Annotated in this window: 20 protein-coding genes; 16 read left to right on the forward strand and 4 right to left on the reverse strand. The window is 71.3% G+C overall.

Features of this window, described 5'->3' with window-relative positions:
- The first annotated feature begins 186 nt into the window (after positions 1–186).
- Both ACFQ7C_RS05550 and ACFQ7C_RS05555 read left to right on the forward strand, forming a co-directional pair.
- Positions 187–915 (forward strand): acyl-CoA synthetase, encoded by a 729-nt coding sequence (locus ACFQ7C_RS05550; RefSeq protein WP_378898519.1) that lies wholly within the window; start codon positions 187–189, stop codon positions 913–915.
- Positions 912–1,256 (forward strand): amino acid transporter, encoded by a 345-nt coding sequence (locus ACFQ7C_RS05555; RefSeq protein WP_378898520.1) that lies wholly within the window; start codon positions 912–914, stop codon positions 1,254–1,256. The genes ACFQ7C_RS05550 and ACFQ7C_RS05555 overlap by 4 nt, the downstream gene beginning before the upstream one ends.
- Positions 1,257–1,522: 266 nt before the next feature.
- Here ACFQ7C_RS05555 and purB read toward each other — a convergent pair whose 3' ends face one another.
- A complete protein-coding gene (purB, locus tag ACFQ7C_RS05560) occupies positions 1,523–2,905 on the reverse strand; it encodes an adenylosuccinate lyase (protein ID WP_378898521.1) in 1,383 nt (460 codons plus the stop codon).
- A 47-nt stretch (positions 2,906–2,952) separates the two neighbouring features.
- The gene (locus tag ACFQ7C_RS05565) at positions 2,953–3,456 is read right to left on the reverse strand and encodes a low molecular weight protein-tyrosine-phosphatase (RefSeq protein WP_378898522.1); all 504 of its coding nucleotides are present in this window, start codon (positions 3,454–3,456) and stop codon (positions 2,953–2,955) included.
- A gap of 187 nt (positions 3,457–3,643) precedes the next feature.
- Here ACFQ7C_RS05565 and ACFQ7C_RS05570 point away from each other — a divergent pair, with 187 nt between their 5' ends.
- The 3 genes from ACFQ7C_RS05570 (at position 3,644) to ACFQ7C_RS05580 (ending at position 8,193) form a co-directional block, all read left to right on the forward strand.
- Entirely contained in the window at positions 3,644–6,247 is a 2,604-nt protein-coding gene (locus ACFQ7C_RS05570) for an ExeM/NucH family extracellular endonuclease (RefSeq protein ID WP_378898523.1), read from the forward strand.
- A gap of 138 nt (positions 6,248–6,385) precedes the next feature.
- Positions 6,386–6,688 (forward strand): hypothetical protein, encoded by a 303-nt coding sequence (locus tag ACFQ7C_RS05575; RefSeq protein ID WP_378898524.1) that lies wholly within the window; start codon positions 6,386–6,388, stop codon positions 6,686–6,688.
- Entirely contained in the window at positions 6,685–8,193 is a 1,509-nt protein-coding gene (locus tag ACFQ7C_RS05580; protein WP_378898525.1) for a hypothetical protein, read from the forward strand. Before ACFQ7C_RS05575 ends, ACFQ7C_RS05580 begins: the two co-directional genes overlap by 4 nt.
- 19 nt (positions 8,194–8,212) lie before the next feature.
- Here the strand turns inward: ACFQ7C_RS05580 and ACFQ7C_RS05585 are convergent, their stop codons facing one another.
- Together ACFQ7C_RS05585 and ACFQ7C_RS05590 are read right to left on the reverse strand one after the other, a co-directional pair.
- Positions 8,213–8,602: a phage holin family protein gene (locus tag ACFQ7C_RS05585; RefSeq protein WP_378898526.1), complete on the reverse strand. Its 390-nt coding sequence runs from the start codon at positions 8,600–8,602 to the stop codon at positions 8,213–8,215.
- Positions 8,603–8,649: 47 nt separating this feature from the next.
- Entirely contained in the window at positions 8,650–8,817 is a 168-nt protein-coding gene (locus ACFQ7C_RS05590) for a hypothetical protein (RefSeq protein ID WP_378898527.1), read from the reverse strand.
- 110 nt (positions 8,818–8,927) lie between these two features.
- Between ACFQ7C_RS05590 and ACFQ7C_RS05595 the strand changes: the two genes are divergently transcribed.
- From ACFQ7C_RS05595 to ACFQ7C_RS05645, 11 genes are all read left to right on the forward strand, one after another.
- Positions 8,928–10,016, forward strand: a complete 1,089-nt coding sequence (locus ACFQ7C_RS05595) for a histidinol-phosphate transaminase (protein ID WP_378898528.1) — start codon at positions 8,928–8,930, stop codon at positions 10,014–10,016.
- Positions 10,017–10,112: 96 nt separating this feature from the next.
- Positions 10,113–11,243 carry a thiamine pyrophosphate-dependent enzyme gene (locus tag ACFQ7C_RS05600; protein WP_378898529.1) on the forward strand — a complete coding sequence of 377 codons (1,131 nt, stop codon included), beginning with the start codon at positions 10,113–10,115 and terminating at the stop codon, positions 11,241–11,243.
- A gap of 56 nt (positions 11,244–11,299) precedes the next feature.
- Positions 11,300–12,274: an alpha-ketoacid dehydrogenase subunit beta gene (locus tag ACFQ7C_RS05605; RefSeq protein WP_378898597.1), complete on the forward strand. Its 975-nt coding sequence runs from the start codon at positions 11,300–11,302 to the stop codon at positions 12,272–12,274.
- Between the two features lie 116 nt (positions 12,275–12,390).
- On the forward strand, positions 12,391–13,755 hold the full coding sequence (locus ACFQ7C_RS05610) for a dihydrolipoamide acetyltransferase family protein (protein WP_378898530.1): 1,365 nt from the start codon (positions 12,391–12,393) through the stop codon (positions 13,753–13,755).
- A 370-nt stretch (positions 13,756–14,125) separates the two neighbouring features.
- Positions 14,126–15,112 carry a metal ABC transporter solute-binding protein, Zn/Mn family gene (locus ACFQ7C_RS05615; protein ID WP_378898531.1) on the forward strand — a complete coding sequence of 329 codons (987 nt, stop codon included), beginning with the start codon at positions 14,126–14,128 and terminating at the stop codon, positions 15,110–15,112.
- Positions 15,109–15,945: a metal ABC transporter ATP-binding protein gene (locus ACFQ7C_RS05620; protein WP_378898532.1), complete on the forward strand. Its 837-nt coding sequence runs from the start codon at positions 15,109–15,111 to the stop codon at positions 15,943–15,945. Before ACFQ7C_RS05615 ends, ACFQ7C_RS05620 begins: the two co-directional genes overlap by 4 nt.
- The gene (locus ACFQ7C_RS05625) at positions 15,942–16,820 is read left to right on the forward strand and encodes a metal ABC transporter permease (RefSeq protein ID WP_378898533.1); all 879 of its coding nucleotides are present in this window, start codon (positions 15,942–15,944) and stop codon (positions 16,818–16,820) included. The genes ACFQ7C_RS05620 and ACFQ7C_RS05625 overlap by 4 nt, the downstream gene beginning before the upstream one ends.
- A 45-nt stretch (positions 16,821–16,865) precedes the next feature.
- Positions 16,866–17,279 carry a Fur family transcriptional regulator gene (locus tag ACFQ7C_RS05630; RefSeq protein ID WP_378898534.1) on the forward strand — a complete coding sequence of 138 codons (414 nt, stop codon included), beginning with the start codon at positions 16,866–16,868 and terminating at the stop codon, positions 17,277–17,279.
- The gene (locus ACFQ7C_RS05635) at positions 17,257–18,330 is read left to right on the forward strand and encodes a permease (RefSeq protein ID WP_378898535.1); all 1,074 of its coding nucleotides are present in this window, start codon (positions 17,257–17,259) and stop codon (positions 18,328–18,330) included. Before ACFQ7C_RS05630 ends, ACFQ7C_RS05635 begins: the two co-directional genes overlap by 23 nt.
- On the forward strand, positions 18,323–19,171 hold the full coding sequence (locus ACFQ7C_RS05640) for a TIGR03943 family putative permease subunit (protein ID WP_378898536.1): 849 nt from the start codon (positions 18,323–18,325) through the stop codon (positions 19,169–19,171). The genes ACFQ7C_RS05635 and ACFQ7C_RS05640 overlap by 8 nt, the downstream gene beginning before the upstream one ends.
- Positions 19,161–20,582 carry a hypothetical protein gene (locus tag ACFQ7C_RS05645; RefSeq protein ID WP_378898537.1) on the forward strand — a complete coding sequence of 474 codons (1,422 nt, stop codon included), beginning with the start codon at positions 19,161–19,163 and terminating at the stop codon, positions 20,580–20,582. The genes ACFQ7C_RS05640 and ACFQ7C_RS05645 overlap by 11 nt, the downstream gene beginning before the upstream one ends.
- The last annotated feature ends 14 nt before the right edge of the window (positions 20,583–20,596 follow it).

A 20,596-nucleotide genomic window follows, 5' to 3' on the forward strand; every position in this document is an offset into this window, starting at 1 on the left:
ACTTCATTCGAGCGCCGAGACGCCGACCACGCGTTGCAGTCTCGGCGCCCCGATGAAGTCTCGCGGGGTGTGAGCGAGGGGTGTGAGCCAGGCGGGTGAGGGTGCCCGGGAGCTCTCAGCCGCGACGCACGTAGACTGGACGTGTCCGTTCTCACATCTGAGAACCCTCCGCTCCGCAGGAACACCGTGACCTCAGCCGCTTCCCGCACGTTCGACGTGCGCCATGTGCAGCTCGCGCGCGCCGCGTTCGCTGCGCTCGCGGCACTCATGATCACGTTCTCGCCCGACCACTCCGCCCTGGTCGGCAGCGCGGTGTTCAGCGGCTTCGCCATCGCGACCGGGCTCGTGCTGCTGCTCGCGGTGTGGCTGGTGTACCCGCGGGGACTCCGCTGGCCTGCCGCCGCGCTCGGCGGCGTCGCGATCGCCGCGGGCATGGCGAGCGGCCTTCAGCCGCTGCGCACCGTCACCGGGTACTTGGTCATCGTGATCGCGTGGGCGTTCGTGAGCGGCGTCATCGAGCTCGTCGCCGGTTGGCGGGGTCTCCTCGGCCGCCGCGACCGGCGCGAGATCGCCCCCGGCGTCGCCGATGCACGCCCCGCCGCGCTCGTCGGACCGCGCTCGGAGAGCCGCGATGCGGTCGTCGTCGGCGCGCTGACGATCCTCCTCGGCATCGCGCTGCTGTTCGTGCAGCCCGCGTACGCGCTGGACTACACGATCGAAGAAGCGCACGCGACGTTCACCCTGACCGGCATCACGATCGGCGTCGGCCTGTTCGGCGGGTACGCCGCGATCGTCGCGGTCTACCTCGGCATCGCCGGCTTCTCACCGCGCTCGACAGAGGCCGCCGACACCCCTGACATCACGGCGGGGGCGCCCGCGTCCGCCGATCCCACCCCGCAGAAGGACTCCGCGTGAGCCACGAAAGCCCCACCCGCCGCGACCTCATGAAGCCCCTGCAGCTGCTCGGGCTGGCGTTCGCCGCCGCTCTGTTCGCGGGCATCGTGACGCTCGTCTCGATGGGCTTCTTCCAGCAGCGCACCGCCGAAGAGGCCCAGGCCGCCGTCGTCACCGCCCTCGTCATCGCCGGCATCAGCTTCATCGCGGTGCTGCTCATCGTGTCGCTCCTGCTCCTGGCGGTCGACCCCGCCCAGGTGACGAAGCAGATCGACAAGCCGGTGCTCTTCGACGACGGTTCGGAACAACCTGAGCAGGGCCAGAAGCCGGATGCCGCAGCATCCGGCGACCCGAAGGCCTGACCCCGCACCACCCGGCGCGGGAATCGCGAAAGGGTAGATCTCCGCACGCGCGGGCGTAAAAAACCTTGGTGGATGGCGGGGGAGCGGGGGCGGGGTCGGCGCGGGGCGGGGGCCCCCGGGCGGGGGGGGGGGTGGGCGGGGGCGGCACCCCCGGGCGACCCGAAGCCCTGCCCCCCCCACCCCGGCCGCGCTAATCGCCAATGGTTATACCTCCCCCCGGGGGGTAGAACTACCCTTTCGCGATTCCCGGGGAAGCCGGGACGAGGTCAGCGGAGCTCGTCGACCAGCTGCGAGGCGAGGCCGTCGTAGGTCGCGGGCGTCAGGGCGAGGAGGCGCTCCTTGGCCTCGTCGCCGATGTCGAGCCCGCGCACGAACTCGGCGAGCTCGGGGGCGCCGACGCGGCGGCCGCGGGTGAGGTCCTTCAGCAGCGCGTAGGGGTCGCTGATCTGCGAGCGGCCGGCGGCGATCTCGGCGCGCACGACCGTCTGGATCGCCTCGGCGAGCACCTCCCAGTTCGCGTCGAGGTCGGCCCGCAGCACGTCCTCGGCGAGGGAGATCTCCTTGAGCCCGCGCTCGAGGTTGTCGAGCGCGAGCAGCGAGTGCCCGAACGCGACGCCGATGTTGCGCTGCGTGGTGGAGTCGGTGAGATCGCGCTGCAGGCGGCTCGTGACCAGGGTCTGCGAGAGGGTCGCGAGCAGTCCGCCCGAGATCTCGAGATTGGCCTCGGCGTTCTCGAACCGGATCGGGTTGATCTTGTGCGGCATCGTCGACGAGCCCGTGGCGCCGGCCACCGGGATCTGGGTGAAGTAGCCGATCGAGATGTACGTCCAGATGTCGGTGGCGAGGTTGTGCAGGATGCCGCCGGCGTGCCGCACGCGGTCGTACAGCTCGACCTGCCAGTCGTGCGACTCGATCTGGGTGGTCAGGATGTTGAAGTCGAGACCCAGGCCCTCGATGAACGCGCGTGAGACCTCGGGCCAGTCCACGTCGGGAGCGGCCGACAGGTGTGCCGACCACGTGCCGGTCGCACCCGAGAACTTCGCGAGGTACTCGCCGCCGTCGATCTGGTCGGCGACCCGGGCGAGGCGCCACGCGAACACGCCCAGCTCCTTGCCCATCGTCGACGGCGTCGCGGGCTGGCCGTGCGTGCGCGACAGCATCGCGGCGTCGCGGTGGTCCACGGCGAGCCGGGTGAGCGCGCCGGCGACGGAGCGCAGCTTCGGCAGCCACACGCGCTGCACCGCGCGCTGCACGGTGAGCGCGTATGACGTGGAGTTGATGTCCTCGCTGGTGCACGCGAAGTGGGTCAGCTCGGCGATCGCGTCGAGACCCAGCGTGGAGAGGCGGTCGCGCACCAGGTACTCGACGGCCTTCACGTCGTGGCGCGTCACCGACTCCTTCTCGGCCAGCCAGTCGATCTCGGCCTGCCCGAACTCGAGGTACAGCGCGCGCAGGCGCTCCTTGTCGGCGTCGGCGAGGGGCGACGTGCCGAACAGCGAGCGGTCCGTGAGCGCGATGAGCCACTCCACCTCGACCTCGACGCGGGCGCGGTTCAGGCCCGCCTCCGAGAGGTACTCGCCGAGCTCGCCGACCGCGGGGCGGTAGCGCCCGTCGAGGGGACTCAGGGGCTGAGGGGGAAGAGAGGTCACGGTGGCTCCCGTCGGTACCGTCGAAGACGCCGTCGACCCCGGTGTCTTCACACCGGGCGGATGGCGGGTTCGAGCTGCCGGAAGAGCGCCCGGCTCGCGCTCTCGATCATACCGAGCACCTCGTCGAACATTCCGGGCCCGGCATAGTACGGGTCGGGCACGTCCATGGTGCGGGCCGCCGGATCGAACGACAGCAGCAGCGCGATCTTGTCGGCGTCGCCCTCCGTCCGGGCCCATCCGCGCAGGATGCGCTCGTGGCTGCGGTCGAGCGCGACGACCAGATCGCTGCGCGCGAAGTCGGAGTGCGTGAACTGGCGCGCGCGGTGGTGCGTCCCGTCGTAGCCGGCGCGCTCGAGCGCCTCGATCGTGCGGAGATCGGCCTGCTCGCCGACGTGCCAGTCGCCCGTGCCGGCGCTCGTCGACGCGACGCGCGCACCCAGGCCGGAGGCATCCGCGAACTCGCGGAACACCACCTCCGCCATCGGTGATCGGCAGATGTTCCCTGTGCACACGAACACGACGCGGAAGGGAGCGCCGTCGGTCGCGGTCATGGCCTCCATTCTGGACCGAGCGGACACCGAACGTTAAGGAGTTCTCCTCCGGGGGTCTTCCGATGACGGATGCTGCTCCCCTAGCTTGTGACGAACGGGCGGCGACCCCTGCCTGCCCGGGTCCCCAATAGGCGATCCACCGATCGCTGTCGTTCGTGGAGGTTCCGTGTCCCATTCACCCCGCAGAGTGACAGCCGCGATAGCGGCTCTCTCCCTAGCCGCCACCGGAGTCGTGGCGTTCGCCGCGCCGGCGGCCGCAGCATCCGGCGATCCGTTCATCAGCGAGTACGTCGAGGGCCTGTCGAACAACAAGGCCATCGAGATCTACAACCCGTCGACGCAGACGGTCGACCTCGCCGCCGGCGGCTACAAGCTGCAGCAGTACTCGAACGGCAGCCTGTCGGTCGGGCTCACGATCAACCTCACCGGAACCGTGGCCGCCGGCGACGTGTACGTTTTCGCGCACTCGTCGGCCAACGCTGCGATCCTGGCGCAGGCCGACCAGTCCGCGAACCTCGGCCTGTTCAACGGCGACGACGCCGTCGTGCTGGTCAAGGGGACCGACATCATCGACGTCATCGGCCAGATCGGCGTCGACCCCGGCAGCGAGTGGGGCACGGGCCTCACTTCCACCGCCGACAACACGCTGCGCCGCAACGCGAACGTCGTGGAAGGCGACACCGACGGGACGAACGTGTTCGACCCCGCCGTCGAGTGGACCGGCTTCCCGACCGACACGTTCGACGGCATCGGCTGGCACCTGACGCCGCCCGACCCGGATCCCGAACCTGAGGCTGACTGCACCGCCACCCCGGTCACGATCGGATCCGTCCAGGGCTCCGGCACCGCGTCGCCGATCCTGGGGCAGGACGTGCTGGTCGAGGGCGTCGTCGTGGGCGACTTCCAGAGCGGCGGGTTCGACGGGTACTACGTGCAGGACCCCGGCGACAGCAGCCCCGCCACCTCCGACGGCATCTTCGTCTTTGCGCCCGGCGGCGCGGACGTCGCTGTCGGTGACGTGGTCAGCGTCGCGGGCGAGGTGAGGGAGTTCTTCGGCCTCACCCAGATCGCGGCCGCCGACGTCGAGGTATGCGCGACCGGGCAGGCGCTGCCCGCGGCGACGCCGCTCACCCTGCCGGCGACGACCGAGCAGCGGGAGGCGCTCGAGGGCATGTCCGTGACGCTCCCGCAGAACCTCGCGATCGGCGAGACGTTCGAGTACGGCCGCTTCGGCACGATCACGCTCACCAACGGGCGCCTCGACCAGCCGACCGCGGTCGTCGAGCCCGGGGCTGCGGCGAACGCACTCGCCGCGGCGAACCTCGACAACAGCATCACGCTGGACGACGGACGCGGCAGCCAGAACCCCGACCCTGCGATCCACCCGGACGGCGCGGTCTTCACGCTCGACCACTCGTTCCGCAGCGGCGACCTCGTCCAGAACGCGACCGGCATCCTCGACTACCGCTTCGACGTGTGGGGTGTGCAGCCGACCGAGGGCGCCGACTTCACGGTGGCCAACGCGCGGCCCGAGGTGCCCGACGTGGGCGGCGACCTGAAGATCTCGAGCTTCAACGTGCTGAACTACTTCACCTCGATCGACCCGACGCCGAACATCTCGAGCGACGACGACTACTACCGAGGTGCGGACACCGAGGAGGAGTTCCTGCGCCAGCAGACCAAGATCGTCGAGGCGCTCGCCGCGATCGACGCGGACGTGTTCGGCCTCCTCGAGATCGAGAACAACGCCGACAGCGAGGCCGTCACGCGGCTCGCCGCGGCGCTGAACGCGAAGGTCGGCGCCGGCACGTACGTCCCCGTCGTCACGGGCGTGATCGGCACCGACGCGATCACCACGGCGATCATCTACAAGCCGTCGACGGTCACCCCGGTGGGTGGCCATCAGCTGATGACGAGCGCCGTCGACCCGGCCTGGTCGGACTCGCGCAACCGCCCTGCGCTCACGCAGCGGTTCGCCTCGACCGAGACGGGTGAGGAGTTCGTCGTGTCGGTCAACCACCTGAAGTCGAAGGGCTCGGCGTGCCCCGAGGACCCGGATGCGAACGACGGTCAGGGCAACTGCGCCGACGTGCGCAAGGACGCCGCGACGGCACTCACGAAGTGGCTGAACACGACGGTCGCCCCCGACGGTCGCGCGATCGTCATCGGCGACCTCAACTCGTACGACCACGAGGACTCGATCGACGCGTTCGTCGCGGGTGGCTTCACCGACCTGGAGAAGCAGTTCAACGGCGAGCACGCGTACTCGTACGTGTTCGACGGCCAGCTCGGCTACCTCGACTACGCGCTGGCGCAGCCCGCGCTCACGGCGGACGTGTCGGGTGTGGAGACGTGGCACATCAACGCCGACGAGCCGAGCCTGATCGACTACGACATGTCGTTCAAGCTGCCGGCGCAGGACGCGCTGTACGCGCCCGACGCCTACCGCTCGAGCGACCACGACCCGGTGATCGTCGGGCTGAACCTGACGCCGCCCGACACGACGGAGCCCACCATGGAGGTGACCGCGGACCCGTCGTTGGTGTGGCCGCCCAACAACAAGATGCGCACGATCGAGTTCACGATCGACGCGGCGGACGACCGCGGCGACGTGACCGTCGAGCTCACGGATGCGAGCTCCGCGGGCGCGCGGGCGTCGTGGACCCAGGTCGACGACGACACCTTCGAGGTGAAGGCCGCGATCGGTGCCGTCTACCGCTTCACCTGGACGGCGACGGATGCTGCGGGCAACACCGCGACCGACACGGTCGAGGTGGTCGTGGGCCGGTAATCCCGGGCTCCGTGCGGAGGAGGGGCGCCGTTCCGAGAGGAGCGGCGCCCCTCCTCCACATCCGGGACGGGGCGTTCCGGTGTGAACAGATCGCCGCGGGCCGCCCTGTGGCCGCGCCCGCCCCGCGACGATCGACGGGTGACCCTGCTTGGACCGACCGTCGACCCGACATCCCACCAGCTCGCCCAGGTGGCGCGCGAGCTCGCGCGGCTCATCGACCGGATCACGGATGCTGCGCTCGTCGCCCGCGGACTCGCCGACGCCGTCCACTGGCAGGCGAAGGCCGCGACCGCGTTCCACGAGCGGGCGACGCTGTGGGCCGGCGACGTGTCGGGGCTCGCGTGCCTCGCCGAGTCGGCCCGGCACGACGTGGCCCGGGCGCAGGACCGCGCCGCGTTCGCGGAGTCCTTCCCCGGTCTGTTCCCGGGGACGCAGCGATGAGCGACACGACGCCCGGACCGACCCTCCACAATCCTGACCTCGCACCGGAGGTGGGGCGGCTCGGCCCGAACGAGGGCGCCATCGGCCCGCTCGCCGAGCACTGGCCGCGCGTCGACGACGGCCTGCAGATCCGGGGCGGGGGCGCTGTCGCCGTCGACACCGCGACGCTCTCGGCCGCAGCCGTCCGCTTCGATGCCGCCCGGGAGGAGCTCGCCGCGATGGGCGAGCGGCTCGCCGGCGTGCGTGCCGAGCTGCGGGCGCTCTCCGAGCACACCGCCGATGCCCGGGCCGCGGCATCCGTCCTCGCCCTGAAGCTCGACGCGGTGCAGGCCGAAGCCGACGAGATCGCCGCCGCGCTGCGCGAAGCGGCGTACGCGTACGAGATGGTCGAGATCGAGGCCGAGCACCGCGCGGCCGTGCTCGCCGGTGACGCCGCCCGTGCGCAGCGCCTCGACGCCCGCATGACCGCTCTGGTCGACGCCCACCCCGATGCGTGGCGCCTTGCGGTGGGCGCGCAGTTCGAGCGGGCGGTCATGTGGCCGTCCGAGCTCGTGCGCCAGGCGACCCACTGGGGCGTTGCGGTGGGCGGCGAGGTCAGCGACCCCGCTTCGATCGTGGTCGGCGCCGCCGCCGGGCTGCTCACCCTGGGCGGAGCGGCCGTCGTCGGCCTCGCGGGCGCGGGGCGGCTGGCGAGGGACGCGCGGCTCTCGGGCACGGCAGGCCCGGTCACGGTGACGCCCGTCGCGCCCGCGTCGACCGTCGTGGGTGCGGCCGGGGCCGCGGTCGGTGCGGGGACGCCGCCGTCGCGGTCGCCCGCGGCGGTGGCGCCACGGAGCCTGGCCGCGGTGACGGAACGGATGCCGGGGGGCGGTGACTCGCGAGTGCGTGTCGAGCGGTACACGATGCCCGACGGGTCGCGGCAGTACGCGGTGTACCTCGCCGGCATGCAGTCGTTCGACGTCGGCGGTGACGAGGCGTGGGACAACGCGTCCAACGTCGAGCTGTACGCCGGGAAGGCGTCGGACTCGTACGCGGCGACCGAGCTCGCCCTCGCGCAGGCGGGCGTGCGGGCGGGCGACGCCGTGCACGTGTTCGGGTTCTCGCAGGGGGCGATGATCGGCGCGCACCTGGCTCTCGAGGGCGGCTACGACGCGCGGACGCTGGTGTCCATCGGGTCGCCCGTCGACGCCGACGTCGGGCCGGACACGCTCGCCGTGACAGTGCGGCACACCGACGACCCGGTCGCCGGACTCGCCGGGGGTGGCCACTCCGCAGCCGTCGGCGCACCCGGGAGCTTCGTGGCCGAGCGGGTCTTCCACCCCGACGTGGGCTGGGACGAGCCGAGACTGCCGGCGCACCGGCTCACCGCGTACGCCGAGACGGCGGCGCTCGTCGACGACTCGACGGACCCGCGGGTCGACGCCCTCCGCGGCGTGTTCGCCGACCTCGCGCGCGCCGATTCGGTGGAGGTCAGCGAGTACGCCGTTCGCCGTGGTGAGCGGTGAGCCGGGTGGTCCGGATCGGTCAGTCCTTGCGCGGGCGGATGATGATGCCGACGACCCAGTTGATGAGGGTGATGATGATCGCCGCGAGGACACCCCACCAGAAGTCCTCGACTCGCAGGCCCCAGTTCCAGAAGCTCGTGAGCCAGGCCGTCAGCCACAGCAGGAACGCATTGATGAGGAGGCCGATGAGACCGAGCGTGAGGATGTAGAGCGGGAAGGCCAGCACCTTGATGACCGTGCCGATGATCGTGTTCACGAGCGCGAAGATCGCGGCGACGATCAGGAGGGTCAGGATCAGCTGGAGGGTCTCGCCCGGCGGGAACGGGATGACCGAGACCTGGAGCGCCGGGATCAGGGTCACGACCCAGATCGCGAAGGCGTTGATGACCACGCGGATGAGGAAGCCCATAGTGGGCCCAGTCTTCCACGGCGCCGCGGCCCCGCCAATGACCGGATCTAGGGTGTCGACGCCTCGCGCAGGATCCCGGCGATCTCGGGGATCCCGATCCTGCTCCGCGCCACGTTCAGCACGAAGCCGAACGCATCATCTGTGGTCAGGTCCGCGACGGCACCGTTCACCTCGAGGCGCTTCAGCAGCTCGGAGTAACGCTCACGCACTCCCATCGCGACTCGTGTCGCGCGTTCGACGGCGCTCTCCGCACTGACGAGTTGAGCCCGAATCGGTATCGATCGCTTCCCAAGACACCGATTGCATCCGCTCGTAGACTCGGGGCGTGACCGACGCCCCCGAGATCCCCGTCCGCGTGCGCCCCGAGGTCGCCGCCCTGCCGCCGTACAAGCAGGGCCGGCAGGCCGGCGCCGACGCGTTCAAGCTGTCGAGCAATGAGAACCCGTTCGACCCGCTGCCCGGGGTGCTCGAGCGCGTGCAGTCCGCGACGGCGCTCAACCGCTACCCGGATGCCACGGCCGCACGCCTGCGCGAGCGGCTGGCCGAGAGGTTCGGCGTCGGCACCGACTCGATCCACATCGGGGCGGGGAGCGTCTCGATCCTCGCGCAGCTCGTGCTCGCGACCTCGGGTCCGGGTGACGAGGTCATCTACGCGTGGCGGTCGTTCGAGGCGTACCCGTGGCTGGCCGTCGTCGCCGGCGCCACCGCCGTGCAGGTGCCGCTCGCCGAGGGCGCCCGCCATGACCTCGACGCGATGGCCGCCGCCATCACGGACCGCACGCGCGCGATCATCGTGTGCAGCCCCAACAACCCGACCGGCCCGATCGTGACGCAGGCCGAGTTCGACGCGTTCGTCGAGAAGGTGCCGGCCGACGTGCTCGTCATCCTCGACGAGGCGTACGCCGAGTTCGTCACCGACCCCGACTCCGTCGACGGGCTTCGCGTGCTCGGCGGCTCCGGTCGCCCCAACGTGGTCGTGCTCCGCACGTTCTCGAAGGCCTACGGGCTCGCCGCGCTCCGCGTCGGCTACGCGATCGGGCACCCGCGCGTGCTCGACGCCGCCCGCAGCACCGCGATCCCGCTGTCGGTCACGGCCCACGGCGAGGAGGCGGCGCTCGCGAGCCTCGATGCCGAGGACGAGCTGCTCGAGCGCGTGCGGGTGATCGCCGACCGTCGCGACCGTCTCGCGGACGGCCTCCGCGAGGCCGGCTGGGACATCCCGGCGGCGCAGGGCAACTTCGTGTGGCTGCCGACCGGCGACGACACGACGGCGTTCGCGGCGACGTTCGAGGAGGCCGGCCTGATCGTGCGGCCGTTCGCCGGGGACGGGATCCGGATCTCGGTCGGCGAGGAGGAATCCGTCGAGAAGGTGCTGCGGATCGCGGCAGCGGTCGCCGCCCGCCGCCAGGGATGAGTGGCGCGTGCGGTTGTCGATCGCGTGCGGTGGATCTCAGCATCCCTTGTCGAACGCATGCAGAAACGCGCATGCACGGAGAGATAGCGTGAAATCATGATCCCGGTCGACGACCCCGCCCTGGTGCGGTTCCTGGAGGCGGACGGAACGTTCGCACCGAGCCCCGCCGCCGAACCGTATCGGGACGCCGTCGAGAGTATCGGCGACGCCGACCTCGAGACGTTCTACCGCGACATGGCCGTCATCCGCGCGTTCGACGTTCAGGCGACGAACCTCCAGCGGCAGGGGCAGCTCGCCCTGTGGCCGCCGAGCTACGGGCAGGAGGCCGCACAGGTCGGATCGGCCCGCGCCGCGCGCGCCCAGGACCACATCTTCCCGTCGTACCGCGAGCACGTGGTCACGAAGATCCGCGGCGTCGACCCGATCGACATCATCCGCGTGATGCGCGGTCTGACGCACGGCGGATGGGACCCGACCGACCCGAAGAACGGCAACACCCACATCTACACGCTCGTGCTCGGCTCGCAGACGCTGCACGCCACCGGTTTCGGCATGGGGCTCGTCTTCGACGGACGCAGCGGCACCGGCGACGCCGACCGCGATGAGGCCGTCATCGTCTACTACGGCGACGGTGCGTCGAGCCAGGGCGACGTGCACGAGGCGATGGTCTTCGCGAACAGCTACCGCACTCCCGAGGTCTTCTTCCTGCAGAACAACCAGTGGGCCATCTCGGTGCCCGTCTCGACGCAGTCGCGCTCGCCGCTGTACAAGCGCGGCGAGGGATACGGCATGCCCAGCACCCTCATCGACGGCAACGACGTGCTCGCGAGCTGGGCCGTCACGCGCACCGCGCTCGACGAGGCACGCAGCGGCGAAGGGCCGCAGGCGATCGAGGCGATGACGTACCGCCTCGGTGCGCACACCACGAGCGACGACCCGACCAAGTACCGCACCTCTGCGGAGGAGGAGTCGTGGCGTCGCCGCGACCCGATCGCGCGCATGAAGGCGTTCCTCGTCGGTCGCGGGGCGTCGGAGGCGTTCTTCGCCGATGTCGACGCCGAGGCCCAGGCGCTCGCCGACGACGTGCGCACGCGCACCAACGCCCTCGGAGGGCTCGAGCGCGACGACATCTTCGCCCACGTGTACTCGGAGCAGCACCCGCTCATCGCCGAGCAGCGGCAGTGGCTCGCCGACTACGAGGCATCCTTCGAAGGAGGCGCATCGTGAGCACTTCGACCGCCGACGCGACGGCCACCGGCGTGGCCGGGACCGCGCCGCCCGCCGTGCAGACCCTGCCGTTCAGCCGCGCGATCAACGCGGGCCTGCGTGCCGCGCTCGCCGGCAGTGACCGGGTCCTCCTCATGGGCGAGGACATCGGCAAGCTCGGCGGCGTCTTCCGCGTGACGGAGGGCCTGCAGGCCGAGTTCGGCGAGCGGCGCGTGCTCGACACCCCGCTCGCGGAGTCGGGCCTCGTCGGCACCGCGATCGGGCTCGCGATGGCGGGCTTCCGGCCCGTCGTCGAGATCCAGTTCGACGGATTCGTCTTCCCCGCGTTCGACCAGATCACGACGCAGCTGGCCAAGCTCACGAACCGCCACGAGGGCGCGCTGCAGATGCCCGTCGTCATCCGCATCCCGTACGGCGGGCACATCGGCGCGGTCGAGCACCACCAGGAGAGCCCTGAGGCGTACTTCACGCACACCGCGGGCCTGCGGGTCGTGAGCCCGTCGACGCCGAACGACGGCTACTGGATGATCCAGGACGCCATCACCTCGCCCGACCCGGTGATCTTCCTCGAGCCGAAGAGCAAGTACTGGCAGAAGGGCGAGGTCGACACGTCGGCGCGCGCCCTGCCGCTGCACGCGTCCCGCGTCGTCCGCCGCGGTACCGACGTCACCCTGGTCGGCCACGGCGCCATGGTGACGACGATGCTGCAGGCCGCCGCGCTCGCCGAGGCCGAGGGCACGAGCATCGAGGTCGTCGACCTCCGCTCGCTGTCGCCGATCGACTACGGCCCCATCCTCGACTCGGTGCGCCGCACCGGGCGCATGGTCTACGCGCAGGAGGCGCCGGGCTTCACGTCGCTCGGCTCCGAGGTGGCCGCGACCGTCATGGAGCGCGCGTTCTACGCGCTGGAGGCCCCCGTGCTGCGCGTGTCGGGCTTCGACACCCCGTTCCCCCCGGCCAAGCTCGAGGGGGTCTATCTCCCCGACGCCGACCGCATCCTCGAGGCCGTCGACCGGTCCCTCGCCTACTGACCCCCCTCCCTTGACCGCGAGAGTGCACCTGGTGGACGAGATGCGGGTTGCTTCCCTCCCTCTCGGCGACCAGCTGTACTCTCGCGAAAAAGGGCGCTAGCCGTAAGGAGCTCCGCATGAGCACCCAGACGTTCGTCCTCCCCGATGTCGGCGAAGGCCTCACCGAGGCCGAGATCGTCCAGTGGCGCGTCGGCCCCGGCGACAGCGTCGCCGTCAACGACGTGCTCGTCGAGATCGAGACCGCGAAGTCGCTCGTCGAGCTCCCCTCGCCGTTCTCCGGCACCGTGGGCGAGCTGCTCGCGGCGGAAGGCACGACCGTGAACGTCGGCGCGGCGATCATCACGATCGCATCGGAGACGGATGCTGCACCCCCCGCGACCGTCGGACAGTCCGAGCACGGCGAGCCGGCCGAGGCCGCCGGCGAGGGTGCGGTGCTCGTCGGGTACGGCACGGGCGGACACGTGCAGTCGCGGCGGCGCAAGCCCGCGGCTCCGGCGGAGGAGCGGGTCGCAGCATCCGTCGGGGTCATCGCGAAGCCGCCGATCCGCAAGCTCGCGCGCGACCTCGGCGTGGAGCTGTCGGCCGTCGCGCCGAGCGGCCCCGCCGGCGAGGTGACCCGTGAGGACGTCGTGCGGCATGCGTCGCAGGCGAGCGTGTTCCGCAACATCGAGACTCCGGAGTGGGGCGACGTGCGCGAGGAGACGATCCCGGTCGCGGCTCCGGCTCCCGCACCCGGCCCGGCGGCCGTCGCCCCGTCGACGCCCGCACCGGACGCCGCCGGCCGCGAGGAGACCATCGCGGTCCGGGGCGTGCGCAAGGCCACATCGTCGGCCATGGTGCAGTCGGCCTACTCGGCCCCGCACGTGTCGGTGTGGACCGACGTCGACGCCAGCCGCACGATGGAGCTCGTCAAGCGACTGAAGACCTCGCCGGACTTCGCCGACATCAAGGTGTCGCCGCTGCTCATCATGGCGCGCGCCGTCATCTGGGCGGCCCGGCGCACCCCGATGGTGAACGCCGCGTGGGTGGACGCCGAGAACGGCGCCGAGATCCGCGTACGTCGCTACGTGAACCTCGGGATCGCCGCCGCGACCCCGCGCGGTCTGCTCGTGCCCAACATCAAGGACGCGCAGGACCTGTCGATGCGCGAGCTCGCCCGCGCCCTCGAGAAGCTCACGCTCACGGCACGCGAGGGCAAGACGACTCCGGCCGACCAGCACGGCGGCACCATCACGATCACGAACATCGGCGTGTTCGGCATGGACGCGGGCACCCCGATCATCAACCCCGGCGAGGCCGGGATCGTGGCGCTCGGCACGATCCGCCAGAAGCCGTGGGTCGTCGACGGCGAGGTGCGCCCGCGCTGGGTCACGACGGTCGCCGGCTCGTTCGACCACCGCGTGGTCGACGGCGACGGCATGTCGCGCTTCATCGCCGACGTCGCGTCGATCCTCGAGGAGCCTGCACTGCTGCTCGACTGAGGGGCCAGGGGCGGCCGAGGTGATCGCGCCCCCGCGGGGCCGATCCTCCGCCGTGCCCGCCCTCGTCGCGCCGACCTCTGTTCAGAACGTCGATGAACTTCCGGCTCACACCGGCTGTGGGTCTGCGGAGCGTCGATGAACTTCCGGCTCACACGAGTTGTGTGTGTCCGGAACGTCGATGAACTTCCGGCTCACACCGGCTGTGGGTCTGCGGAGCGTCGATGAACTTCCGGCTCACACGAGTTGTGGGTGTCCGGAACGTCGATGAACCTGCGGCGGTGGGGGACGTGTGAGTTGGAAGTTCATCGAGCTCTGAGGGATGTTCGTTCCCGATTTGAGAACGATTCTCATTAGCGTTAGGGTCGGATGCATGACCTCGTTGCGACGTTCCCTGCCCCTGCTCGGCCTGGCGGCGGCATCCGCCCTCGTCCTCGCCGGATGCGCGGGCACGGCCGCCGGTGACGACGACACCAGCGACGGGCGGATCGCGGTCGTCGCGTCGACCAACGTGTACGGGCAGATCGCGGAGGAGATCGGCGGCGACCTCGTCGACGTGACGTCGATCGTGACGAACGAGTCGCAGGACCCGCACTCCTTCGAGCCCAGCGCGCGCGACCAGCTCGCGGTGTCGAAGGCCGACCTCATCATCGAGAACGGCGGCGGCTACGACGCGTTCATCGACGCGCTCATCGAGTCGAGCGGCACCGAGGCGCCCGTCGTCACCGCCGTCGAGTACTCGCACGACTGGCCGGAGAACGCCGGCCACGACGACGAGAGCGCCGAAGACGCCGAGGACCACGCGCACGACCACGGCGACCACGAGCACGTCGAGGGCTTCAACGAGCACGTCTGGTACGACCCGCACACGATCGCGCACGTCGCCGAGGCCATCGCGATCGAGCTCGGCGAGCTCAGCCCCGACGACGCCGAGACCTTCACCGCCAACGCCGAGGCGTTCTCCGGCGAGATCGAGGGGCTCGAGGCCTCGCTCGATGAGATCGGCGCGGCGCACGCGGACGAGAAGGTTTTCGTCACCGAGCCGGTGCCGGTCTACCTCGTCGAGGCGGCCGGGCTCGAGAACGCGACGCCCGCGAAGTTCAGCGAGGCGGTGGAGGAGGGGCAGGATGTCGCGCCCGCGACGCTGCTCGAGTCCCTCGCGCTCGTGCAGGGCGGCGACGTGCGCGTGGTCATCACGAACACGCAGACGGGCGGCGCCGAGACGCAGGAGATCGTCGGCGAGGCGGACGGGCTCGGCATCTCCGTGATCGCGTTCTCGGAAACGCTGCCGGAGGGGCAGACTTACATCTCGTGGATGCAGGCGAACATCGAGGCGCTGAACGGGGCCCTTCGGGCGTGACCCCGGCATCCCGCGGCGCGGAGCGTCCGGTCATCCTCAGCATCCGGGATGCCGCGCTCCAGCGCGGCGACCGGGAGTTGTGGGCGGGACTCGACCTCGACGTGCACGCGGGCGAGCTCGTCGCGGTGCTCGGCCCGAGCGGATCGGGCAAGACGACGCTGCTGCGCGCGATCCTCGGGCTCGAGCCGCTCTCGCGTGGCGAGATCACGGTGGGCGGCGCGACGGTCGAGCGGCGCGGCAGCCGGAGCATCGGCTACATCCCGCAGGCCCGCCCGCTGCCGCGCGACACGTCGCTGCGCGGTCGTGACCTGGTGACGCTCGGCGTCGACGGCCATCGCTTCGGCTTCCCGATCCCGCGCCGCGGCGACCGGGCACGCGTGGACGCCCTCATCGACGCCGTCGGCGCCCGCGACTTCGCGGACCGGCCCGTCGGCCTCCTCTCGGGAGGTGAGCAGCAGCGCCTGCGCGCGGGCCAGGCGCTCGCCGACGACCCGCGACTGCTGCTCTGCGACGAGCCGCTCACCAGCCTCGACCTCGCCAACCAGCAGGCGGTCATCGGTCTCATCGACCGGCATCGCCGGGAGAAGGATGCTGCGGTCCTCCTCGTCACGCACGACATCAACCCGCTGCTGGGCAAGGTCGACCGCATCCTCTACATCGCGAACGGGCGCTTCACCCTCGGCACGCCCCAGGAGGTGCTCCGCTCGGACGTGCTCACGGCGCTGTACGGCGCGCACGTCTTCGTGCTGCGTGCGGGCGACCGGCTGGTGGTCGTCGGCGCGCCCGATGCCGAGGCATCCCATCACCATCACGACCACGGGGTCGACGCATGAACTGGAACGACATCGCGGACGCGATGTTCGGCGGGCTGCCCTTCTACGGCGAGATCCTCGCGCTCGTGTCGAACTCGGTGTGGGCGGGCGCCGTGCTCGGCCTCGTCGGCGGCCTGGTCGGCGTGTTCGTCATGCAGCGCGACATGGCGTTCGCGGTGCACGGCATCAGCGAGCTGTCGTTCGCGGGCGCCGCGGCGGCGCTCCTCATCGGCTGGGACGTCGTCACCGGATCCATCGTCGGCTCGCTCATCGCGGCCGCGATCATCGGCGTGCTCGGGGCGAAGGCGCGCGACCGCAACTCGATCATCGGTGTGCTGATGCCGTTCGGGCTGGGTCTCGGCATCCTGTTCCTCTCGCTCTACGACGGCCGCAGCGCCAACCGGTTCAGCCTGCTCACCGGGCAGATCGTGTCGGTGCAGACCGGGCAGCTCGGCTGGCTGATCGGCATCGGCGCCGTCGTGCTGCTCGGCCTGCTGCTGATCTGGCGCCCGCTGCGGTTCGACTCGCTCGACCCGCAGTCCGCCGCGGCGCGCGGAGTGCCGACCACCGCGGTCTCGCTCGGATTCATGCTGCTGCTCGGCCTCATCGTCGCGGTCGCGGTGCACATCATCGGCGCGCTGCTCGTGATGGCCCTGCTCGTGACGCCGGCTGCCGCAGCGATGCGCATCGTGTCGGGGCCGCTGTCGGTGCCGCTGCTGTCGGCCCTGTTCGGCTTCGTGTCGGCGGTGGGCGGCATCCTGCTCGCGATCATGGGCACCCTCCCGGTCAGCCCCTACATCACGACGATCTCGTTCCTGATCTACGTCGTGTGCCGCCTCGTCGGGGCGCGCCGGGATCGGGTGACCCGCGTCGCCGTCCCCGCGGCCGCCCGGTGACCCGCGTCCGGGAGACGTCCAGGACCCCTCGGTAGACTCGCCCCCATGGCCCAGCGCAACACGTGGCAGCGCGAACGCGTGCGCGAAGCGCTGTCGGACGCCCGCGGATTTGTCAGCGCGCAGTCGCTGCACGCCACCCTCCGCGACGAGAACACCGGCATCGGACTCGCCACCGTGTACCGCGCGCTCGCCGGGCTCGCTGCCCAGGGCGAGGCCGATTCGCTGCAGAGCCCCGAGGGCGAGGCGCTCTACCGCGCCTGCTCCAGCGCCGGCCATCACCACCATCTGATCTGCCGCTCCTGCGGACTCACCGTCGAGATCGAGGCGACGGACGTCGAGCAGTGGGCGAAGCGCACCGCCGAGCGCCACGGATTCCGCGACGCCGAGCACGTCGTGGACATCTTCGGGCTCTGCGCGAACTGCGCGGCCGCCCGGGATGCCCAGCGTGACGCGCACTGACCCCGGAACGCGGGCGCGTTCTGCCGAGCACCGCCACGGATCGACGGATGCTGCGCCGCAGCCGTCCGCGCAGGCTCGCACGCTGCTCTGGCTCGGGGTGGGCGTGGCCGTCGTCGCCGGCCTCTTCCTCATCGACTGGCTCGCGCCGACACTGTTCCCGGCGTCCCTTCCCACCCGCGCGCAGGATGGACTGACGCTCGCGATCAGCGTGCTCATCGAGTCGCTGCCGTTCGTGGCGCTCGGCGTGGTGCTGTCGATCGTCGTGCAGGTGTGGGTGCCGCCGGGCGTCATCGAGCGGTGGATGCCGCGGCGCGGGTGGGCCAGGCGCGCGGTGCTGTCGCTGCTCGGCATGATCGTGCCGGTCTGCGAGTGCGGCAACGTGCCGTTCGCGCGCGGCCTCCTCATGCGCGGATTCTCGGTGCCCGAGACGCTGACCTTCCTCATCGCGGCGCCGATCGTGAACCCCATCGTCATCATCACGACGCACCAGGCGTTCGGCTTCAGCGACGGCATCCTCATCGCGCGCCTCGTCGGCGGGTACGCGATCGCCAACCTCATCGGATGGCTGTATTCGCGGCATCCGTCTCCCGACGCGCTGCTCACGGACCGCTTCCGCGACACGTGCGAGCTCGTGGTGCACGAGCCGGGCGGCAAGGGGCGGCGCACGCTCGCGCAGTTCGTGATCGAGCTGCGCGCGGTGATGCCGGCGCTCATCATCGGCTCGGCGCTCGCCGGCGCGGTGCAGGTGCTCATCCCGCGCGAGGCGCTGCTCGCGATCGGCGCCAACCCGGCCCTGTCGATCGTCGCGATGATGGCGCTGGCGATGGTGGTGTCGATCTGCTCGAACGTCGACGCGTTCTTCGCGCTGTCGTTCGCCTCGACGTTCACGCCGGGCTCGATCGTCGCGTTCCTGCTGGTCGGACCCCTCGTCGACGTCAAGATGCTCGCCCTCATGCGCACGACGTTCACGTGGCGCACGCTCGGCGGCATCGTCGTGGTGGTCGTGCTGTCGGCCTTCGCGATCGGGACGGCGGTGAACCTCCTTGCGTAACGCCGGATTCGTCGGCACGCGGTGGCTCGGGGTCGGGCTCGCCGCGGCGCTCGCCGTCGCCACGATCTCCCTCGCGGTGACGGGACGACTCGGGCTCTACATCAACCCGGACTCGACCTGGTTCGCGGTGTCGATGGCGGTGCTCGTGCTCGTCGGCGCGGTGGCGTCGTTCGCGCTCCCGCTCGGCGCCGAGGCCGACCACGGCCACGACCATGGGGACACCTCTGCCAGCGGCGGTCACGAACTCCTCAGAACCGCGCCGAGCACGCGAGACTCGGCCGGCTCCTCGCCGAGTCGACGCGGATCCGAGGAGTTCGACCACGACCACCACACCCCGCACCCGCTCGCGGTCGCGGCGACCGTCGTGGGCGGGGTGGCGGCATCCGGGGTCGTCGTGCTCACCCTCGCGCTGCCGCCCGCGTCCCTCAGTGCCGAGCTGGCGATGTCGCGCGACGTCGGGGCGACACCGCTCTTCGGCGGCGCTGACACCGTCCAGCTGGCCTCGACCGGCGACACGGAGTCCTTCGGGGTCGGCGAGTGGGCGACGGTGTTCGCGACGGCGACCAACCCCGACGCGTTCGACGGCGACACGGTCGAGCTCACGGGGTTCGTGACGCCCGGCGGCGAAGGCGCCTTCGACCTCACCCGCCTCGTCATCACGCACTGCGTCATCGACGCGCAGCCCGCGAGCCTGCCGGTCATGAGCGGCACGGCGATCCCCGACACGGGACAGTGGGTCACCATCACCGGCACGGTGCGGTCCTCGTCCGACGGTCGCCTCGTCGTCGACGCCGCCGCGGTCGAGGAGATCCCCGAGCCCGAGGACCCGTATGAGTACTGAGGCCGGTTCGCGGCGCGCGAGGTCACGGCGCCGTCGGGGCCGCGCCTTCGCCGGGGCGTTCGCGATCGTCGTGGGCGTCCTCGCCGTGGTCGGGCTCGCCGGAGCAGCCGCGAGCGTCGCCCAGGGGCCGCGGGTGACGGAGGCGTATGTGGATCCGGAGGCGGCGGCCGCAGCATCCGGTGCCCGTCTTATCGTGACCACGACGCAGTCGCTCGCCGAGGTCGACCCGTCGCAGGTGACGATCACGCCCGCGACGCCGTTCGCTGTCGACACGTCGGGCCGCAGCGTCGGCGTGCGGTTCACGCTGCCGCTGTGGGACGACACCGAGTACACCGTCACCATCGATGACGTGGCGTCGCTCGGCGGCGGGCCGACCGCGACGATCACCCAGACGTTCCGCACGCCCGCGACCGAGGTGTTCCTCATGCAGCGCGGGACGAACGCCGGCGACCTCATCTACCGCACCGACCTCACGGGGCAGAATGCGGTGCCGGTGTTCCGGCACACCCACATCGAGGACTTCCGGGCCACGGCCCAGCACCTCGTCGTCTCGGTGCGCACCGACGACGACCAGGCCGGGCTCATCGTCACCGACCTCGACGGCGAGAACGCGCACGAGCTGGCCCTCCCCGGCGACGGGTTCGTGTCGAACCTGCAGACCGCCGACCGCGGCGAACGCATCGGCTACACCTTCTCCGACGCCGAGCTCACCGCCGATTCCGGCCGCGAGAGCCGGCTCTACACCGCGTCGCTCAGCGAGCCCGACGCCGACCCCGTGCCCATCGAGGTCGAGGGCGCGGACCCGCGCGTCGCGGAGTGGCGGTTCGTGCCCGACACCGACAGCATCCTGCTGCTGTCGTTCGACGGCTCGCTGCTGCTCACCGGGTCCGAGTCCGGCGCCGGCGCCCCGACGGCGCTCGGCGACGCGCTGACGATCGAGGGCATCGCCCGCGGGTCGAGCGAGGCCGTGATCGACCGGCTCGACCATGCCGCGGTCGTCGACCTCACCGACGCGAGCGAGGAGCCCCTCGTCGCGCCCGGCATCGACCTCGGGGGCACGACCTCGGTCACGCCCCTTCCCGACGGCTCGACGATCCGCACGGCCGCCGTGCTCGAGGCCGACGGCGTGCCCACCGGGCGCACGTCGGTCGCGCACGTCGACGCGGACGGCGCCACGCGCATGCTCACCGAGATCCCCGACACGGATGCCGTCATCCAGGTGTGCGTGTCGCCCAGCGCCCGCTACCTCGCGGTGCTGGTCGCGCCCGACGCCGTCACGAACTCGTACGACACCTACCAGCACCCGCTGCCGGAGCGCCCCGAGACGCGCATCCTCGAGGTGGCAGACGGCGACCCCGTCGTTGCACTCAACGGCGCGTCGGTCTCGTGGTGTCAGGTGCCGCCGCGCTGAGCCGGCGGACGAAC

Origin of the sequence: Microbacterium sp. NPDC056569 (genome assembly GCF_042793475.1) — a bacterium.
GTDB lineage: Bacteria > Actinomycetota > Actinomycetes > Actinomycetales > Microbacteriaceae > Microbacterium.

Coding starts and splice junctions, on each gene's coding strand:
- ACFQ7C_RS05645 (WP_378898537.1), top strand. CDS start 19,161: ATGAGTACTGAGGCCGGTTCGCGGCGCGCGAGGTCACGGCGCCGTCGG.
- ACFQ7C_RS05635 (WP_378898535.1), top strand. CDS start 17,257: ATGCCCAGCGTGACGCGCACTGACCCCGGAACGCGGGCGCGTTCTGCC.
- ACFQ7C_RS05585 (WP_378898526.1), bottom strand. CDS start 8,602: ATGGGCTTCCTCATCCGCGTGGTCATCAACGCCTTCGCGATCTGGGTC.
- ACFQ7C_RS05590 (WP_378898527.1), bottom strand. CDS start 8,817: ATGGGAGTGCGTGAGCGTTACTCCGAGCTGCTGAAGCGCCTCGAGGTG.
- ACFQ7C_RS05600 (WP_378898529.1), top strand. CDS start 10,113: ATGATCCCGGTCGACGACCCCGCCCTGGTGCGGTTCCTGGAGGCGGAC.
- ACFQ7C_RS05630 (WP_378898534.1), top strand. CDS start 16,866: ATGGCCCAGCGCAACACGTGGCAGCGCGAACGCGTGCGCGAAGCGCTG.
- ACFQ7C_RS05615 (WP_378898531.1), top strand. CDS start 14,126: ATGACCTCGTTGCGACGTTCCCTGCCCCTGCTCGGCCTGGCGGCGGCA.
- ACFQ7C_RS05565 (WP_378898522.1), bottom strand. CDS start 3,456: ATGACCGCGACCGACGGCGCTCCCTTCCGCGTCGTGTTCGTGTGCACA.
- ACFQ7C_RS05625 (WP_378898533.1), top strand. CDS start 15,942: ATGAACTGGAACGACATCGCGGACGCGATGTTCGGCGGGCTGCCCTTC.
- ACFQ7C_RS05580 (WP_378898525.1), top strand. CDS start 6,685: ATGAGCGACACGACGCCCGGACCGACCCTCCACAATCCTGACCTCGCA.
- ACFQ7C_RS05610 (WP_378898530.1), top strand. CDS start 12,391: ATGAGCACCCAGACGTTCGTCCTCCCCGATGTCGGCGAAGGCCTCACC.